Annotated in this window: 16 protein-coding genes; 11 read left to right on the top strand and 5 right to left on the bottom strand. The window is 45.0% G+C overall.

Features of this window, described 5'->3' with window-relative positions:
• Positions 1-9: 9 nt before the first annotated feature.
• From ispG to A596_RS10210, 7 genes are all read left to right on the top strand, one after another.
• Positions 10-1,134: a flavodoxin-dependent (E)-4-hydroxy-3-methylbut-2-enyl-diphosphate synthase gene (ispG, locus tag A596_RS10240; protein WP_039914153.1), complete on the top strand. Its 1,125-nt coding sequence runs from the start codon at positions 10-12 to the stop codon at positions 1,132-1,134.
• Positions 1,135-1,155: 21 nt separating this feature from the next.
• Positions 1,156-2,427, top strand: a complete 1,272-nt coding sequence (gene hisS / locus A596_RS10235) for a histidine--tRNA ligase (protein ID WP_039914152.1) — start codon at positions 1,156-1,158, stop codon at positions 2,425-2,427.
• A 94-nt stretch (positions 2,428-2,521) separates the two neighbouring features.
• Entirely contained in the window at positions 2,522-3,226 is a 705-nt protein-coding gene (locus A596_RS10230; RefSeq protein WP_039914149.1) for a YfgM family protein, read from the top strand.
• The gene (bamB, locus tag A596_RS10225; protein ID WP_200882891.1) at positions 3,223-4,449 is read left to right on the top strand and encodes an outer membrane protein assembly factor BamB; all 1,227 of its coding nucleotides are present in this window, start codon (positions 3,223-3,225) and stop codon (positions 4,447-4,449) included. The genes A596_RS10230 and bamB overlap by 4 nt, the downstream gene beginning before the upstream one ends.
• Before the next feature lie 147 nt (positions 4,450-4,596).
• Positions 4,597-6,000 (top strand): ribosome biogenesis GTPase Der, encoded by a 1,404-nt coding sequence (der, locus tag A596_RS10220; RefSeq protein ID WP_039914621.1) that lies wholly within the window; start codon positions 4,597-4,599, stop codon positions 5,998-6,000.
• 137 nt (positions 6,001-6,137) lie between these two features.
• Positions 6,138-7,337 carry a PP2C family protein-serine/threonine phosphatase gene (locus tag A596_RS10215; protein ID WP_039914147.1) on the top strand — a complete coding sequence of 400 codons (1,200 nt, stop codon included), beginning with the start codon at positions 6,138-6,140 and terminating at the stop codon, positions 7,335-7,337.
• Positions 7,334-7,816 (top strand): STAS domain-containing protein, encoded by a 483-nt coding sequence (locus A596_RS10210; RefSeq protein ID WP_039914145.1) that lies wholly within the window; start codon positions 7,334-7,336, stop codon positions 7,814-7,816. Before A596_RS10215 ends, A596_RS10210 begins: the two co-directional genes overlap by 4 nt.
• An 11-nt stretch (positions 7,817-7,827) precedes the next feature.
• Here the strand turns inward: A596_RS10210 and A596_RS10205 are convergent, their stop codons facing one another.
• The 3 genes from A596_RS10205 to dusA form a co-directional block, all read right to left on the bottom strand.
• Entirely contained in the window at positions 7,828-8,295 is a 468-nt protein-coding gene (locus tag A596_RS10205; RefSeq protein ID WP_039914143.1) for a tellurite resistance TerB family protein, read from the bottom strand.
• 8 nt (positions 8,296-8,303) lie between these two features.
• A complete protein-coding gene (gene tal / locus A596_RS10200) occupies positions 8,304-9,257 on the bottom strand; it encodes a transaldolase (RefSeq protein ID WP_039914142.1) in 954 nt (317 codons plus the stop codon).
• Between the two features lie 145 nt (positions 9,258-9,402).
• Positions 9,403-10,404 (bottom strand): tRNA dihydrouridine(20/20a) synthase DusA, encoded by a 1,002-nt coding sequence (gene dusA / locus A596_RS10195; RefSeq protein ID WP_084128190.1) that lies wholly within the window; start codon positions 10,402-10,404, stop codon positions 9,403-9,405.
• Positions 10,405-10,524: 120 nt separating this feature from the next.
• On the opposite strand from dusA, the gene moaC reads away from it, so the two are divergent.
• Genes moaC through moaE form a run of 3 tightly spaced genes read left to right on the top strand, consistent with a single transcriptional unit; the run spans position 10,525 to position 11,715 of the window.
• Positions 10,525-11,007, top strand: coding sequence for a cyclic pyranopterin monophosphate synthase MoaC (gene moaC, locus A596_RS10190; RefSeq protein WP_039914140.1), 483 nt, complete (start codon positions 10,525-10,527; stop codon positions 11,005-11,007).
• Positions 11,007-11,255, top strand: a complete 249-nt coding sequence (gene moaD, locus A596_RS10185) for a molybdopterin synthase sulfur carrier subunit (protein ID WP_039914139.1) — start codon at positions 11,007-11,009, stop codon at positions 11,253-11,255. Before moaC ends, moaD begins: the two co-directional genes overlap by 1 nt.
• 1 nt (position 11,256) lies before the next feature.
• Entirely contained in the window at positions 11,257-11,715 is a 459-nt protein-coding gene (moaE, locus tag A596_RS10180) for a molybdopterin synthase catalytic subunit MoaE (RefSeq protein WP_039914138.1), read from the top strand.
• Between the two features lie 36 nt (positions 11,716-11,751).
• On the opposite strand, the gene A596_RS10175 is transcribed toward moaE, so the two are convergent.
• A complete protein-coding gene (locus A596_RS10175) occupies positions 11,752-13,089 on the bottom strand; it encodes an MFS transporter (protein ID WP_039914137.1) in 1,338 nt (445 codons plus the stop codon).
• Between the two features lie 259 nt (positions 13,090-13,348).
• Here A596_RS10175 and A596_RS10170 point away from each other — a divergent pair, with 259 nt between their 5' ends.
• The gene (locus A596_RS10170; RefSeq protein WP_039914136.1) at positions 13,349-14,380 is read left to right on the top strand and encodes a LacI family DNA-binding transcriptional regulator; all 1,032 of its coding nucleotides are present in this window, start codon (positions 13,349-13,351) and stop codon (positions 14,378-14,380) included.
• Between the two features lie 67 nt (positions 14,381-14,447).
• On the opposite strand, the gene glk is transcribed toward A596_RS10170, so the two are convergent.
• Positions 14,448-15,452, bottom strand: coding sequence for a glucokinase (glk, locus tag A596_RS10165; protein WP_039914134.1), 1,005 nt, complete (start codon positions 15,450-15,452; stop codon positions 14,448-14,450).
• Positions 15,453-15,856 lie beyond the last annotated feature (404 nt).

Here is a 15,856-nt window from a genome sequence, read left to right as displayed (position 1 = left end):
GGAATAAATATGCATTGCGAATCTCTAATAAAGCGTCGTAAATCCCGCCAGATAATGGTGGGCAATGTGCCTGTGGGCGGTGATGCACCTATTTCTGTACAAAGCATGACAAATACAGAGACAACGGATGTTGCTGCGACGGTTGATCAAATAAAGCGCATCCAGTTAGCGGGTGCTGATATTGTTCGTGTTTCTGTTCCTACAATGGATGCTGCGGAAGCGTTCGGCGAAATTCGCAAACAGGTAACGATTCCATTGGTGGCTGATATCCATTTTGATTATCGTATTGCATTGCGTGTTGCTGATCTGGGAGTTGATTGTTTAAGGATTAATCCCGGCAATATTGGCCGTGAAAAGCGTATTAAAGCAGTGGTAGATAAAGCCCGTGATTTAAATATTCCAATCCGTATTGGTGTTAATGCGGGCTCGCTCGAAAAGGATCTGCAAAAAAAATATGGCGAGCCAACTTCTGATGCGTTAGTTGAGTCTGCGCTGCGGCATGTCGAAATTCTGGACGAATTGAACTTCAATAATTTCAAGGTGAGTGTGAAGGCATCGGACATATTTATGGCGGTTGCTGCTTATCGCAAATTGGCAACCTTGATTGAACAACCTCTGCACCTTGGTATTACGGAGGCTGGCGGTTTACGTTCTGGCACGGTGAAGTCTGCGATTGGTTTGGGCGCCTTGTTAATGGATGGTATCGGCGATACGATTCGCGTGTCGCTTGCAGCAGATCCGGTTGAAGAAATTAAAGTGGGTTGGGATATGCTGCGCAGTTTAAAAATTCGCAGCAAGGGCGTGAACTTTATTGCTTGTCCTAGTTGTTCACGTCAAAACTTTGATGTGATTAAAACCATGAATGATTTAGAGCGACGTGTAGAAGATATTACCGTTCCTTTGGATGTTGCAGTAATTGGTTGCGTGGTTAATGGGCCCGGTGAAGCTAAAGAAGCAGACTTGGGTTTGGCTGGCGGTACACCAAACAATTTAATTTATATTGATGGCGAGCCCAACCAAAAGCTAACCAACGAAAATCTGGTGGATAATCTGGAACGTTTGATTCGAGCAAAAGCTGCACAAAAGCAAGCCCGGCTTGATGATGATGCTAAAAATATTATCGCCAAAGCTTAATAGATCAAGTAAGGGTTTCAATTGAAAAAAATTCAAGCAATTCGTGGCATGAATGATTTATTGCCAGCGGACTCCCCGTTGTGGCAATACGTTGAAGGTGTTGTCACTGACATCCTTGCCCGCTACGGCTATCAGGAAATTCGCTTCCCTATTGTGGAGTCCACGGAGCTTTTCAAGCGCTCTATTGGGGAAGTAACTGATATCGTAGAAAAAGAAATGTATACCTTTGAGGACCGTAATGGAGACAGTTTAACCCTGCGTCCGGAAGGTACCGCGTGTTGCGTTCGCGCCTGCGAAGAGAATGGCTTGTTATATAATCAAACCCAGCGTCTGTGGTATATGGGGCCGATGTTTCGCCACGAGCGTCCACAGAAAGGACGTTATCGCCAATTTCACCAGATCGGTGTGGAAACTTTTGGTATACAGGGGCCAGATATTGATGCTGAGGTTTTACTGTTAAGTGCAAGAATTTTGCGCGAATTGGGTGTTTCACCCCATGTTCAGTTGCAGATTAATTCTCTTGGGAGCACAGCTGCCCGTGCTAACTATAAAGAAGCGCTGGTTGCCTATTTGAATAATGTGCAAAGTCAACTCGATGAAGATAGCAAGCGCCGTTTGGAAACCAATCCATTGCGTATTCTGGATTCCAAAGATGCAAATACCCAGGCATTGCTTAACAACGCGCCTGTATTGCTGGATTATCTGGATGATGAGTCCCGTGTGCATTTTGAGGGCTTAAAACAATTATTGGATGCTGCCGGTATTCAGTATCAGGTTAATCCGCGTTTAGTGCGTGGACTTGATTATTATGGTAAAACGGCGTTCGAGTGGGTGACCGATAAACTGGGTGCACAAAGCACCGTATGTGCTGGTGGCCGTTATGATGGTTTGGTTGAGCAGCTTGGTGGTAAAGCAACACCAGCCGTCGGTTTCGGTATTGGTCTGGAACGTTTGGTGTTACTCGTACAAGCTGCTGAGGTTGTACTGGAAAAGCTTGATCAACAAGCAGATGTCTTTTTGGTTGCGGTAGGGGATGTTCAGAATATTGCGATGCAATTGGCCGAGCGTATTCGTGACGAGTTGCCCTTTATTCGCCTGATCGTGAATTGTGGTGGCGGTAATTTCAAAAGCCAATTCAAAAAAGCGGATAAGTCCGGAGCTGATGTTGCATTGGTTTTGGGTGAGGACGAAGCGCGTGAAGGTAAGCTTGCTATCAAGTTTTTACGTGAAGAGGCGGAACAGCAAACGCTGTCCTTTGATGATGCTATCCGCTGGTTAGGGTCTTTGGAATAATTATTAACCAGCGTTTTTATCATTGAGTAAAAAAATAACTTTCTTTAAATCGTTTTTTATTTGCGCATTGCGCTAAGCCCTACAGGAGTCAATTGTGAGTGTACATCTTTCAGAAGAAGAACAATTAGAAGTACTAAAGCGCTGGTGGAAGGATTACGGCAAAATCGTAATATCTGCCGTGGTAATCGCTGTTGTAGCGTATTTTGGATTTACTGCGTGGCAGGATCAAAAACGCCAAAAAGCGGAAAAAGCATCAGAGGTTTATGAGCAGTTGTTAAAGCTGGTAAATGTTGAGCCAGGAAAAACTCTGACTGATGCAGATAAAGCTACCGCTGCGCATCTGGCAACAGAGTTAAAAGATGCCAATAGTAAAAGTATGTATGCCTACAGTGCGGCATTTTTTCTCGCAAAAATTGCTGTAGAAGACAATAAGTTGGATGCTGCTGTCACTGAACTTAAATGGGTTTTGTCTGCCAAACCGGATGCCGCAACCGAGCAATTGGCACGTTTGCGTTTGGCTCGTGTATTAACTGCCCAGAAAGCTTACGTTGATGCATTGGCTCAATTGTCTCCGGAGCCTGCTGCGGCATTTACTGCTGAATATGCGGAAGCGCGCGGTGACATTCTTAAATCACAAGGGGATTTGGATGCTGCGCGTACAGCTTATGAAAAAGCTTTGGCAGCAACTGACCCGCAACAACAAGAGCGTTTTATGTTACTGCAAATGAAAGTAGATGATTTGAAAGTTGATTCAAATATGCCCACCGCAACACCTGCGGTTGAGGAGAAAGCTCAATGATGCAAGCCTCGGTAAGACGTCTTGGCTGGCTGGTATTGCTGTGTGCATTCACCATGTCGGGCTGTTCCTGGTTTAGTAAAAAAACCGGGAATGAGCCTCTGGAATTGGTTGATTTCGAAGAAACAGTAGATCTGGACAAAGTCTGGAGTCGCGGTATTGGCGAAGGACAAAACGAGGGTTTTAGTCGTCTTACCCCAGCCTTGGATAAAGAGGCAATCTATGCGGTAGATTATGAAGGCTTGCTGGTAGCTGCGAATGCTACAACAGGCAAAAAGCTTTGGAGTAAAAAAATTAATCAACCCAAATTGGGTTTATGGGGTTGGTTAAAAAGTTTTGTAGTGGCTGCTGATTCCAATTACCAGATTGTTGGTGGTATCGGCGCGGAAAATGGTTTGTTGATGGTCGCCACTTATGCGGGTGAAGTGATGGCACTTTCGCCTGAAAATGGTAATGAGTTGTGGCGTACCCAAGTACCGGGTGAGATAGTTTCTGCTCCGCGTACAAACGGAACTGTTGTTGCTGCCCAAACAGTCAATGGGAAGTTATTTGCTCTGGATGCAAAAACCGGTGCCCAACTTTGGTTCTACGATAATCCTCCACCATTGTTAACCCTGCGCGGAACACCATCACCTATTGTGACGGATACAGCAATTTATGTCGGCTTTTCCAATGGGCGTATGATGGCGTTCAACCCCGATAACGGATTGATTTTATGGGAGCAGCGTATTGCTTTACCAAAAGGTCGCTCTGAGTTGGAGCGCATGGTAGATATTCATTCAACCCCATTGGAAAAAGATGGTGTCATTTATGTAGGCACCTATCAGGGGCGTATTAGTGCGCTGTCACGTGGTACCGGTAGTCCGTTATGGGGGCAAGACGGATCTACAAGTGAAAATCTTGCGATTTCTGGCGATAAACTTTTTGCCAGCCATGCCGACGGAAAAGTAGTTGCTTACAATGCCGCGAGTGGCGAGCAATTATGGGTAAATGACAAAATGCTGCGTCGTGGTTTAAACGGGCCGCAGGTATTTGGCGATTATCTGGCGGTGGTGGACTACAAAGGTTATATGCATGTTCTTAATCAGGCTGATGGCGAATTTGTTGCCAGGGTCAGAGTTGATCGCAAAGGAGCCAGGGCACCAATGCTTACTAATGGTGAAACATTATATGTCTATACCAATCGTGGCAAACTAATCGCTTACCAAGCAAAAAAGGCTAAATAAACTTCTCTTAACCTTAATCGCAAACCAGCCGTCCGAGCTTACCGCTTACATTTAGGGTAAACTTCCGGGCGGCTGGTTTTGTTTTATCCCCTGATTTAACACGATACTGTTTTTGCTCCCTAATCATTAGCAATTGATACTTTTATGATAATCCCCGTAATAGCACTTGTTGGCCGCCCAAATGTGGGTAAATCCACCTTATTCAATCGCCTCACTCAATCTCGCGATGCGTTGGTTGCTGACTATCCAGGCTTAACTCGCGACCGTAAATATGGCGAAGGTGTGTTGGAAAATCGCCGTTTTATTGTCATTGATACTGGTGGTATAAGTGGAGAGGAGGAGGGTATTGACAGCATGATGGCTGGCCAATCGCTATTGGCGGTTCAGGAGGCTGACATAGTGTTGTTTATTGTGGATAGCCGCGCAGGTTTAAACCCTGCCGATGAGATGATTGCCAGGCACTTGCGGGTAAATAATAAAAAGACATATCTGGTTGCTAACAAAATTGATGGTATGGATCCAGATATTGCGCTCGCACCTTTTTATGAATTGGGGCTTGGTGAGGTTTATCCAACCACTGCCAGCCATGGCCGCGGTGTCAGATCGTTGATGGAAGAGGTGCTCGCTGGCATTCCTGAATTACCTGAGGATTATCAGCCTGAAGAGGCAACTGGTATCAAAATCGCCATCGTTGGGCGGCCTAACGTAGGCAAGTCAACCCTGGTAAACCGTCTGTTGGGCGAGGATAGGGTTGTTGTCTATGATCAGCCGGGTACGACGCGTGACTCGATCTACATCAATTACACGCGCTTTGATAAGCCCTATACCATTATTGATACTGCAGGTGTTCGTCGCCGAAAAAATATTGATTTGATGGTGGAAAAATTCTCCATCGTAAAAACCATGCAGGCAATTGCCGATGCGAATGTGGTAGTACTGGTGATGGATGCCAGTGAGGGGGTGGTTGAGCAGGATTTGCATTTAATGGGGACGACCATTGAAGCGGGCAGGGCATTAGTTATTGCTCTTAACAAGTGGGATGGATTAGATGATTCCCATAAACAGTATGTGAAAAATGAAATTGAACGCCGCCTGCGTTTTGTGGATTTTGCGACAATTCACTTTATTTCTGCATTGCACGGTACTGGGGTAGGTAACTTATACAAGTCTATTGAGCTGGCGTATCAATCTGCAACGGATAAATTCAGTACCAATTATCTCACGCGTATTCTGCAAGATGCGGTGCGTGAACATCAGCCACCGATGATCCAGGGGCGCCGTATCAAGCTGCGCTACGCGCACCCTGGTGGACATAACCCACCAATTATTGTGATACATGGCAACCAAACCAACGATATTCCGGCTTTTTATACTAAATATCTGGAAAAAACCTATCGTCGGGTTTTGGATTTGCACGGAACACCGATCAAAATTGAGTATCGTAATAATGATAACCCTTACAGTGAACGCAAAAAGAAAATGACCCAACGTCAGTTAATCCAAATGCGCCGTAAAACTGAACGGGAAAACAAGAATCCTAAAAAACAGTAATAACTGATCAACAAAAAAGCGCGTAAACTGGTTTTGCTTGTCAAAGAGCAGAAGGCTTGCGATCACCTCGCTGAAGGAGTAGTGTTACGCGCCTTAACTGTTTTGCCTTAAAACTGTATTAATTAACCGAGCCGAAGATGACGTCCGCAAGCCGAAAGCTGCTTATCATCGATGACGATGCCCTTGTTCGCCAGAGTATTGTGACCTACCTGACGGATAGCGGTTTCACTGTTACGGCTACTTCTGATGCTCCCTCTGCGCTAGATCTTCTCGCCTCCATCGAAAACCTGCCTGATCTGATTCTTACTGATTTACGTATGCCCAATGGTGATGGTTTGCAGTTGCTGCAGACATTAAATGATCTCCACGATGGTATTCCAGTTATCGTAATATCTGGTGCCGGTGTAATGAATGATGTTGTGGGGGCGTTGCGTCTTGGTGCACGCGATTACCTTATCAAGCCACTGGTGGACCTTGAGGTTCTCATTCATTCCATCAATAAAGTGTTGGATCGTAAGGATTTGGAAGAAGAAAACCGCCTTTATCGAGCACAGTTAGAAGAGGCCAATAGGGAACTGAAGGAAAGCTTACGTGTTCTTGAGCGAGACCAAATTGCCGGGCGGAGAGTTCAACGTCGATTGATGCCAGCGGGACTTAAAACCGAAGGTGGCTATACTGCAGCCCACACTATTGTTCCCTCGTTGTTTCTCAGTGGCGATTTTGTTGATTATGCCTTCATAAAAAAACGGTACCTGGCCTTTTACCTTGCCGATGTTTCCGGGCATGGTGCTTCTTCAGCATTTGTCACTATATGGTTAAAGCATCTGGTGAGCCGGATGGTTAGGGAAGAGGGCTTATTTGGTGATGAGAACTCGTTTACCCAAGGCGCGAATATCATGCTGCGCCAAATCAATCGGGAACTACATGAAACGCGCCTTAGCCACCACTTGACCTTGTTTGTAGGAGTGATAGATACCTACACCAATCAGATGCATTACGTTGTAGCTGGCCATTTACCCATGCCAATTTTGATTACGCCTGAAGGCGCTAATTATTTAACCGGGCGCGGTAAGCCGGTGGGTATATTTAAAGATGTGGAATGGGACGTCTATGAGTGCAATCTCCCCGACACATTTGCATTGGTCTGTTTTTCTGACGGTGTATTGGAAATCATGCCAGATCAGGAATTGCAGGACAAAGAAGCACGTTTGTTAAAACTAATCTCCGCAAGTAGTGGCAGTTTGGATTCTGTCTGTAATACTTTAGTTATAAAGGAGATTCGCGATAACCCTGATGATATTGCGGTCTTATCCATATCCCGAGGTGTAGGTGAATGAAGTCCGGCCAGATACTTGTTGCCGATCATAATGGTGTGTATGTCATTAAGATGTTGGGTGATGTGCGCCTGACACTGTGTATTTCTTTTGATCAATTTATTGATTCTATGTTCAAAAGTGCCGATTTTACCTCTGTATTGTTTGACCTCTCAGAGGCGGAAGCGATTGACAGCACGACACTTGGATTAATGGCCAAAATATCAATTTTAGGGCAGGAGCGCTGTGGAATAATGCCGGTAATTCTTGCGAGTAATCCAAGTATCCAGCGTATTCTCCAGACTATGGGATTTGCTGATATTTTCACAATAGTTGATAAATTGGATGCGCCGGTATTGGCAAATCACCCCTTAAATTGCGTCAATTGCGATGAGCAAGAAGTAAAAGAAAAAGTCATTGAAGCGCATAAAATCCTGATGGGATTAAATGCCAGTAACGCGGATACTTTTCGGAATCTGGTTAATATGCTGGAAAACTGTTAATCCAGAAAGTTTTATCTAATCTCATTTAAGCCAGCTTTAACCTGGCTTTTCGCGCGAATGAATTCAGAATGCGGCAGGTAAATTAAATCTGCTACCTTACGAATCAAATAGTCCTCGTATTTATCCAAATTCCCGTCGGCAAACGCTATTTCCCACATTGCCTTTATTAAATTGAATTTCTCTGCGTTGTTACAATGCTGGTTAATAATTTGGGTAAACTGGTGTAATGAAGTCGCATGATTTGATTCGCTTTTTGCAAGTACAATTAACTCTGATATCTCGTTTGATGAGAGCGAATATTTGTTTTTTAGCGAGTAGCTAAGAGACTCTAATTCCTGATCGGAAAACTGGTGATCGGCCATTGCAACTTCAATTAACAACGCTGCTACTGCAAGCTGTTTTTGATGAGCTGATAATACAGGCGAAGCGCCACCTGGTTGCAGGTGGCGTTCGATAAAGCGCGAAAGTTTATTAAGCACGAGCTTTTTTAAGCCTTGGACTTTAACAAATTTTCAAGGTTGATTTGGTCTTTCACGAAGCCGCGAATACCTTCAGCCAGTTTCTCTGTTGCCATTGCATCCTGATTCAAGCCAAAACGGAAGCTCGTTTCAGTTTCAATTTGTTTGGCAATAGTTTCACCGGTATTGGACGGAGAGAGAACACGTTTTAATTCGCCCTTATCCTGATCCAGCTCTTGTAAAAGTTGTGGGCTGATTGTCAAACGATCACAACCTGCGAGCGCTTCAATTTCACCAATATTACGGAAGCTTGCTCCCATCACTACAGTTTTATAGCCGTTTTGTTTGTAGTAGTTATAAATGTGGCGTACAGATATAACACCCGGATCTTCTTCAGCAGTGTATTCTTTCTTGTCGGTATTGGCCTTGTACCAATCAAGGATGCGGCCAACGAAAGGAGATATCAAAAATACACCCGCATCTGCACAAGCGGCAGCCTGGTTGAAACCAAATAACAGTGTCAGGTTACAATTAATTCCTTCCTTTTCCAGTACTTCTGCGGCGCGAATACCTTCCCAGGTAGATGCCAGCTTGATGAGTACACGGGATTTATCAACACCGCCTTTTTCATACAAGCTGATCAGTTGGCGAGCTTTAGCAATAGATGCTTTTGTGTCGAAAGACAAGCGTGCGTCGACTTCAGTAGAAATGCGGCCAGGAACGATTTTCAAGATTTCAAGGCCAATACCCACAGCCAGGTGGTCACCGGCTGCACTGAGTTGTTCTGCGCTATTCACAATACCTTTGGTACTGCTGATAGCGGAAGCAAACAAATCCTGGTATTGCGGCATTTGTGCAGCTTTATACACCAGGGACGGGTTGGTGGTTGCATCCAGTGGTTTGTACAAGCGGATGGCTTCAATATCACCGGTGTCGGCGACTACGTCGGTAAATTGCTTCAGTTGTTCAAGTTTACTAGTCACAGTGGTAATCCTATCTCTAAAAATTCACGTGGTTGATCTTCGTTAATTGCCGTCGAATCTATTATAGTCCTTATGACTTTATGAATGAAGCAGTCATTTTTTATAAGTAGTAAATTCATTAGCACAAGTGTGCTTTTTGCGCAGATTAGCTGGCGACATCGGATAATGGTACCTCATTTAAGGTTTCCAATGCTTGCTTAACAACGTCAATACCTGCACCCGGCTTGTGCGCCTGTTCGCTTAAGATGCGACGGAATTGCCGTGCGCGTGGCATTCCGTGATAAAGACCGAGGATATGGCGTGTCAGGTGGTTTAGACGAGTGCCTTTTGCCAATTGTTCCTCGCAATAAGCGATAAATCCTTCCATAACTTCCTGACGGCTGATTACGGGACATAATGCACCATAAATATGTTGGTCAACTTCTGCTAATAAATAAGGGTTTGCATAGGCTTCACGCCCAAGCATCACACCATCTACATGCTCAAGCAGCTGCTTGCTTTGTTCCAGCGTGGTTATACCGCCATTAATAATAATTTCGAGATGGGGAAAGTCCTGTTTGAGTTGATAAACCTTGTCGTATTGCAATGGGGGAACTTCACGGTTTTCTTTCGGGCTTAACCCTTTCAGCCAGGCTTTGCGCGCATGAACAATAAAAGTGCTACATCCGGTTGCTGCAATGGTGCTGACGAACTTCACCAGTCCTTCATAATCCTCCATGTCATCTATGCCGATACGGTGTTTGACTGTTACCGGGATTTTAACGGCGTTTTGCATTGTCGCTATGCACTCCGCAACCAATTCTGGTTCTGCCATTAAACAAGCACCGATCATTCCGTTTTGAACCCTGTCACTTGGACAGCCACAATTAAGATTGACCTCATCATAGCCCCAGTCTTCAGCAATTTTGCTGCATTCAGCTAAGTCTTTGGGGTTACTTCCGCCCAGTTGTAGCGCAAGGGGATGTTCGCAAGCGTTGTAATCAAGAAAGCGTGCTTTGTCTCCATGCAATAGCGCGCCAGTAGTCACCATTTCGCTATACAACACTGCTTTTTTGGTCAGCAGGCGCCAAAAAGTTCGGCAATCCGAGGTGGACCACTCCATCATAGGGGCAAGGGTAAAGCGTCGATCAAGTGCGGGAGATGTCATTTAATCCGGGTATTTTTGTTGATAGGAAATAAAAAACTGCGGTCATCTTTACAGGTGTTTTATGATAACCCTATTTACACGCTGCTGCACGGCAAGTCAGGCTCACAGGATTAATTTGTTATGACGCTTACCCATATAGATGCACAAGGGCACGCCAACATGGTTGATGTCTCCGAAAAAACTCCCAGTGTGCGTGAGGCGAGGGCATTTGCACGGGTTTTAATGAAGCCCGGTACGTTGGAGCAAATTAAACAAAACTCGTTGAAAAAAGGTGATGTATTGGCGGTTGCTCGTATTGCGGGAATTCAGGCTGCTAAAAAGTGTTCGGATTTGATTCCATTGTGCCATCCGTTGGCCTTGAGCAAAGTTGCAGTAGATTTTGCTTTGGATGAAAACAGTAACGCTATTGAAATTACCAGTTATTGCAAATTAACTGGCCAGACTGGAGTGGAAATGGAGGCATTAACTGCGGCGAGTATTGCTGCGTTGACTATTTACGACATGTGTAAGGCGGTAGATATGGAAATGCTTATTGAGCAAGTATGCTTATTGGAAAAATCCGGTGGTCGCCGCGGACATTATCAGCGTAAGGTGCGAGTGTAATGATTCGCGTTGTTTTTTTCGCACAACTGCGTGAGCAATTGGGTACGGCCAAACTGGATGTTTCTATCGAGCGAGTTAAAACGCTTTCTGAATTAAAGCAGCATTTGTCTTTGCAAAACCCTTCCTGGGAGAGTGCATTGGCGAATACGAAGTTGTTAGTTGCGATCAATCATGCTTATGTAAAAGGTAATCATGCATTGGCTGATGGTGATGAGGTTGCTTTTTTTCCTCCAGTAACAGGAGGTTGAGATGGCTTTTTCTATAGCAGTACAGATAGATGATTTTGATGTTGGCCAGGAATATTCCGATCTGGTTGCAAATGATGTATCCGCAGGTGCAGTTGTTTTTTTTGTGGGGCGCGTGCGCGATTTTAATGATGGAAAAAATATTGCTTCACTGTCATTGGAGCATTATCCGGGAATGACCGAAAAAATACTTCAGCAGATATTGGATGAAGCAAGGCGTCGCTGGCAATTAGTGTCTGCTCGTATTGTGCATCGTATAGGTGATTTGCAATTAGGCGATCAAATTGTTTTTGTAGGAACCGCTAGCGCCCATCGTGAGCATGCGTTTCAGGCGGCAGAATTTTTGATGGACTTTTTGAAAACCAGCGCACCTTTTTGGAAAAAGGAAAAGAGCAGGGATGGAAGTTTTGGATGGGTGGAATCAAAAGATAAAGATGATAAGGCGGCTAAGCGATGGGAATAAGCAGGCAGATGATCTGCCTGCCTGGATGGAAGGTTATCAATGGCCAGTAGCGACTTCCGCGACGTTATTGGTTGCTTGGGTTTTGTTGGCGCTGAGGGCAAAAACACACAAAGCGACATAACACAAGGCAGGTACGATAAACGCAGTGATATAACTGCTGTGGCCAGAAACAAAACCTACCAATAATGGTACGAATGCCCCGCCAATGATTGCTGTACACAAAAACCCTGAGGTTGCTTCTGCACTTGCAGTTGAGCGCTCCAGCGTTAGTGTGAAAATTACCGGGAACATAATTGAGTTAAACAAACCAATTGCGATAGCAACAAAGCCAGCGCCAACACCACCAACAGCAAATACATAGAAGCACATTGCAGCGGCTGCACCAGTGAAGGTTGCAAGTAACAGTGCCGCGTTCACTTTGGCTAACAGAGCCGAACCAATCAGGCGACCAACCATTGCGCCACCCCAATAGAGTGCTGTTAATGCAGCGGCTTCTTGCAGTGATACACCAGGAACACCATCAGAGAAGCGGCCGGTAAATGGCAAGCCGAAAATTGCATCTGAATGCCCCCAGATTGAATCCGAGTTCAGGAAGAACGCCATCTGGGTTCCAATCGCAACTTCTGCACCCACGTACAGGAAGATTGCCAATCCACCCAAAATCGCCCACTTGGACTGGAACGCTTCTGACAACATGCTGCCAATGCTTCTACCTGAGGAAGACGACGTTGGAGCTGCTTGACCTACAATATTCCTGCTCAGGAAGAAAAACACTAACAATGCGGCAATCATACCTGCTAACCAGAAATAAGCGGCGTCTATACCAGCTAATGCTTCCGCACGTACTTCTGCAGTAATAATTTCGCCGTGCTTGACTTCTACACCTTCCAGAAAAAGTGTTGCACCAATAATCGGACCAATAAAAGTTCCAAGGCTATTGAAGGTTTGGCTAAAGGTTAAGCGGAAGTGGCTACCTTCGGGGGAGCCAAGTGCAGCAGCCAACGGATTTGCCGCTACTTGCAATGCGGTGATACCACTGGCAAGCACGAATAAACCTGCCAGAACCAATTCATAAATTTCGATATTCGCTGCGATCAACATTAAAATGCAACCCCCAATCATCATGCTCAACGCAATCAAAATCGTAGGAACGGATTTGAAGCGGGATAGCAGGGCTGCTGCGGGGAAACTCATTACCCCGTAAGCAATAAAGAAAGCGAAGGCGCTAAGCTGTGCTTGCAGGTCGGTTAAACTGAAAATGCCTTTTACAGCAGCAACCAGGGGATCAATTAAGGATGTAATAAAGCCCCAGGCAAAAAAAAGCGTTGTAACCGCCGCATAGGCGGGACCGTATTTTTTGGATGATGATTGCATGAGTGTGATTGCCTCGTTGTTATAAATGATTTGTCGTTGTAATGGTCTTTAATCGTTGCCAGGCAGGGGGATTGGTTGATCCCTTTAATCTGGCTGAAATAGCGGCGGTACTATAATCCAAGGCTATAAAGCTGTCACATTGTTTGTTTCACGATTACAATCCTTCCAATAAAAACCAGTGACGCACCTTATTGTCAATTCGACTTAATATTGGCTTCAAGGAGATAGCGATAATAAATTCAACCAAGAGGTTAAGGCAGTGGCAAAAGCAACGATTGATGATGTAGCCGCTCTGGCAGGCGTATCCATTAAAACGGTTTCGCGAGTGGTAAATAATGAACCTAATGTACGGCCTGCAACCCGCGAAAAAGTTGAAGCCGCTATTGCTGAGTTGGATTATCGACCCAATCAATCGGCGCGTAGCCTTGCTGGAAATCGCTCCTATCTATTAGGCCTTATTTACGGACACCCAAGTGCGCACTATGTATTGGATATTCAGGAAGGTGTTCTGGAAATCTGTCGCCCGCAGCGTTACGAATTGCTAGTGCATCCCGCAATCCATCGTGACCCTAATGTATTAAATGAAGTAATGGATCTGATTTTGGAAAAACGGGTCGATGGTGTGATGCTAACGCCGCCGCTCTCCGACAACATGACGGTCATTAACTCGCTAAAGAAAATGAATATTCCGTTTGTCCGTGTTGCTCCCACTGAATATAAATCCTTATCGCCGTATGTTGAAACTAATGATGAGGAAGCGTCATACGATATGACCTGCCAGTTAATTGCATTGGGTCATACCCGAATTGGTTTTATTTGTGGACACCCGGATCACCGTGCAATGTCATTACGTTATGAAGGATACAAAGCGGCTTTAATTGAAAATGATTTGCCACTTATAAAAGATTTGGTGGAGCAAGGCGATAACTCATTTGAGTCCGGAGAAATTTGCGGGAAAAAATTATTGCAGCACGCACAGCGCCCCACTGCGATTTTTGCTGCGAACGATGACATGGCGGCAGGTGTTATGATGGTTGCTCATCAATCAGGAGTAAAAATTCCTGCGCAATTATCAGTAGCAGGATTTGACGATACTCCGGTTGCGCATCAGATTTATCCATCATTAACCACAATTCGCCAACCGATTCGTCAAATGGCAAAGAAGGCCACAGATCTGTTATTAAAGCAGCTGAAAGGGCGCGAGATTCAATTGCCGGCAAGTATGTTGAGTTCCAGTATTATTGTCCGTGATTCCACCGGCCCATTAATAAAAATTAAAGATAAACACTAAAGATGAAACTGTCTGCAAAAAAAATGCACCTGAAGGTGCATTTTTTTTGATTACTAGCGCGCCTCGATCAAATATTTTTCAGGGCTGGTGTGTTGTTAATCAACCACGCCGCCGAGCCAACTAATGCCGCTTTATCATTCACAATCAGACGAATGGAAATGTCGCTAACATAACCTGCCATCGGGCCTTTGTTTTTGTAACGCTCAAGGAAATGGGATTCGGGTAAAAGTCCAACCAGTTTTGGAGTAATTCCTCCGCCAATTACAACTCCACCTTTAGCACCGAGGGATAACGCTTTATCACCAGCGACTTCACCTAATACATCGCAAAACGTTAACACTGCCTCACGACATAAATCATCTTCATCGGCCAAGCCTTTGGTGCTTACATCAGCAGGCGTATATGCTTTTGCTTCTACTCCTGCGTTGTGCGCAAGCGCGCGATACAGTGTTACCAAACCGCCGCCGGATAAAATATTTTCAACTGATACATGGTTTTGTTCCTTCAATAAAAAGGATTTGATATCCAATTCTTTTTCATTGGTTGGAGCAAAACTCGCATGGCCACCTTCGGTAGGAATAATGTTCCAATTACCGTTGTTGGGGACCAGTGCTGCCATCCCGAATCCTGTACCTGGACCCATTACAACAATCGGTGCATGCGGGTTGGATTTATTGGAGTCATACAGTGTTACCAATTCATTTTCTTGCAAGAAAGGGACTGCGTAGGCGAGGGAGGCAAAATCGTTAATCACATGCAAGGTTTTCATGCCTAATTGGTCGCGCAACCCTTCGATTGAAAACTTCCAGTTCAGGTTAGTCATGGCCGCTTGGCCATTTTCAATAGGGCCGGCAATTGCCAGGCAGCCATGGTCAGGGATGGCGATTCCGAATTCGGCACAACACGCTTTAATCATCGTCGCCATATCGGCGTAATTGGCGCATTTAAGGGTGATTTGGCGCTCTGCTGTGTAATTAATTTTTCCGCGCGCGCGATTTTTCTCTGCGTCGAACTCAACCAGGCCGAAACGGCCATTGGTGCCGCCGATATCTGCAACCAGTAACAGGCTCATGTGACTCCTCAACTTCTTTTATAAAGAAGATCAAATAGTTATGGATGGTGTGTTTGTAGTAATGGTTAGAGGCGGGAGGATACCATTAAACAGAATAGGCGGAAATTCACTTTTAAATACCGGCTTTAAACTTCCATTTATTTACAATGTGGAGCATGACGGTACTTTGCTGGATGCGGTCTTAGCTAATTTTGATGCCAATCAGACTAAATTATGAGACCATTTCCCAGGTTAAATAAACCTCGGTTTAGATGCCGTTGACAGCGCTGTCAATTAATAGTAGTTTTCGCCAGCCTGGACGTGCAAGACGGCATTTATGTGCGCACCTTGGTCTTATAAGAGAATATATTCATTCAATCTGGCTCAGTGATAACAATGAGTTCCAATGCAGCCCCGTTTGGCAA

The organism is Cellvibrio mixtus subsp. mixtus J3-8 (assembly GCF_000766945.1).
In the GTDB taxonomy this organism is placed as follows: domain Bacteria; phylum Pseudomonadota; class Gammaproteobacteria; order Pseudomonadales; family Cellvibrionaceae; genus Cellvibrio; species Cellvibrio mixtus_A.
This window is presented reverse-complemented; position numbering and strand designations above follow the sequence as displayed.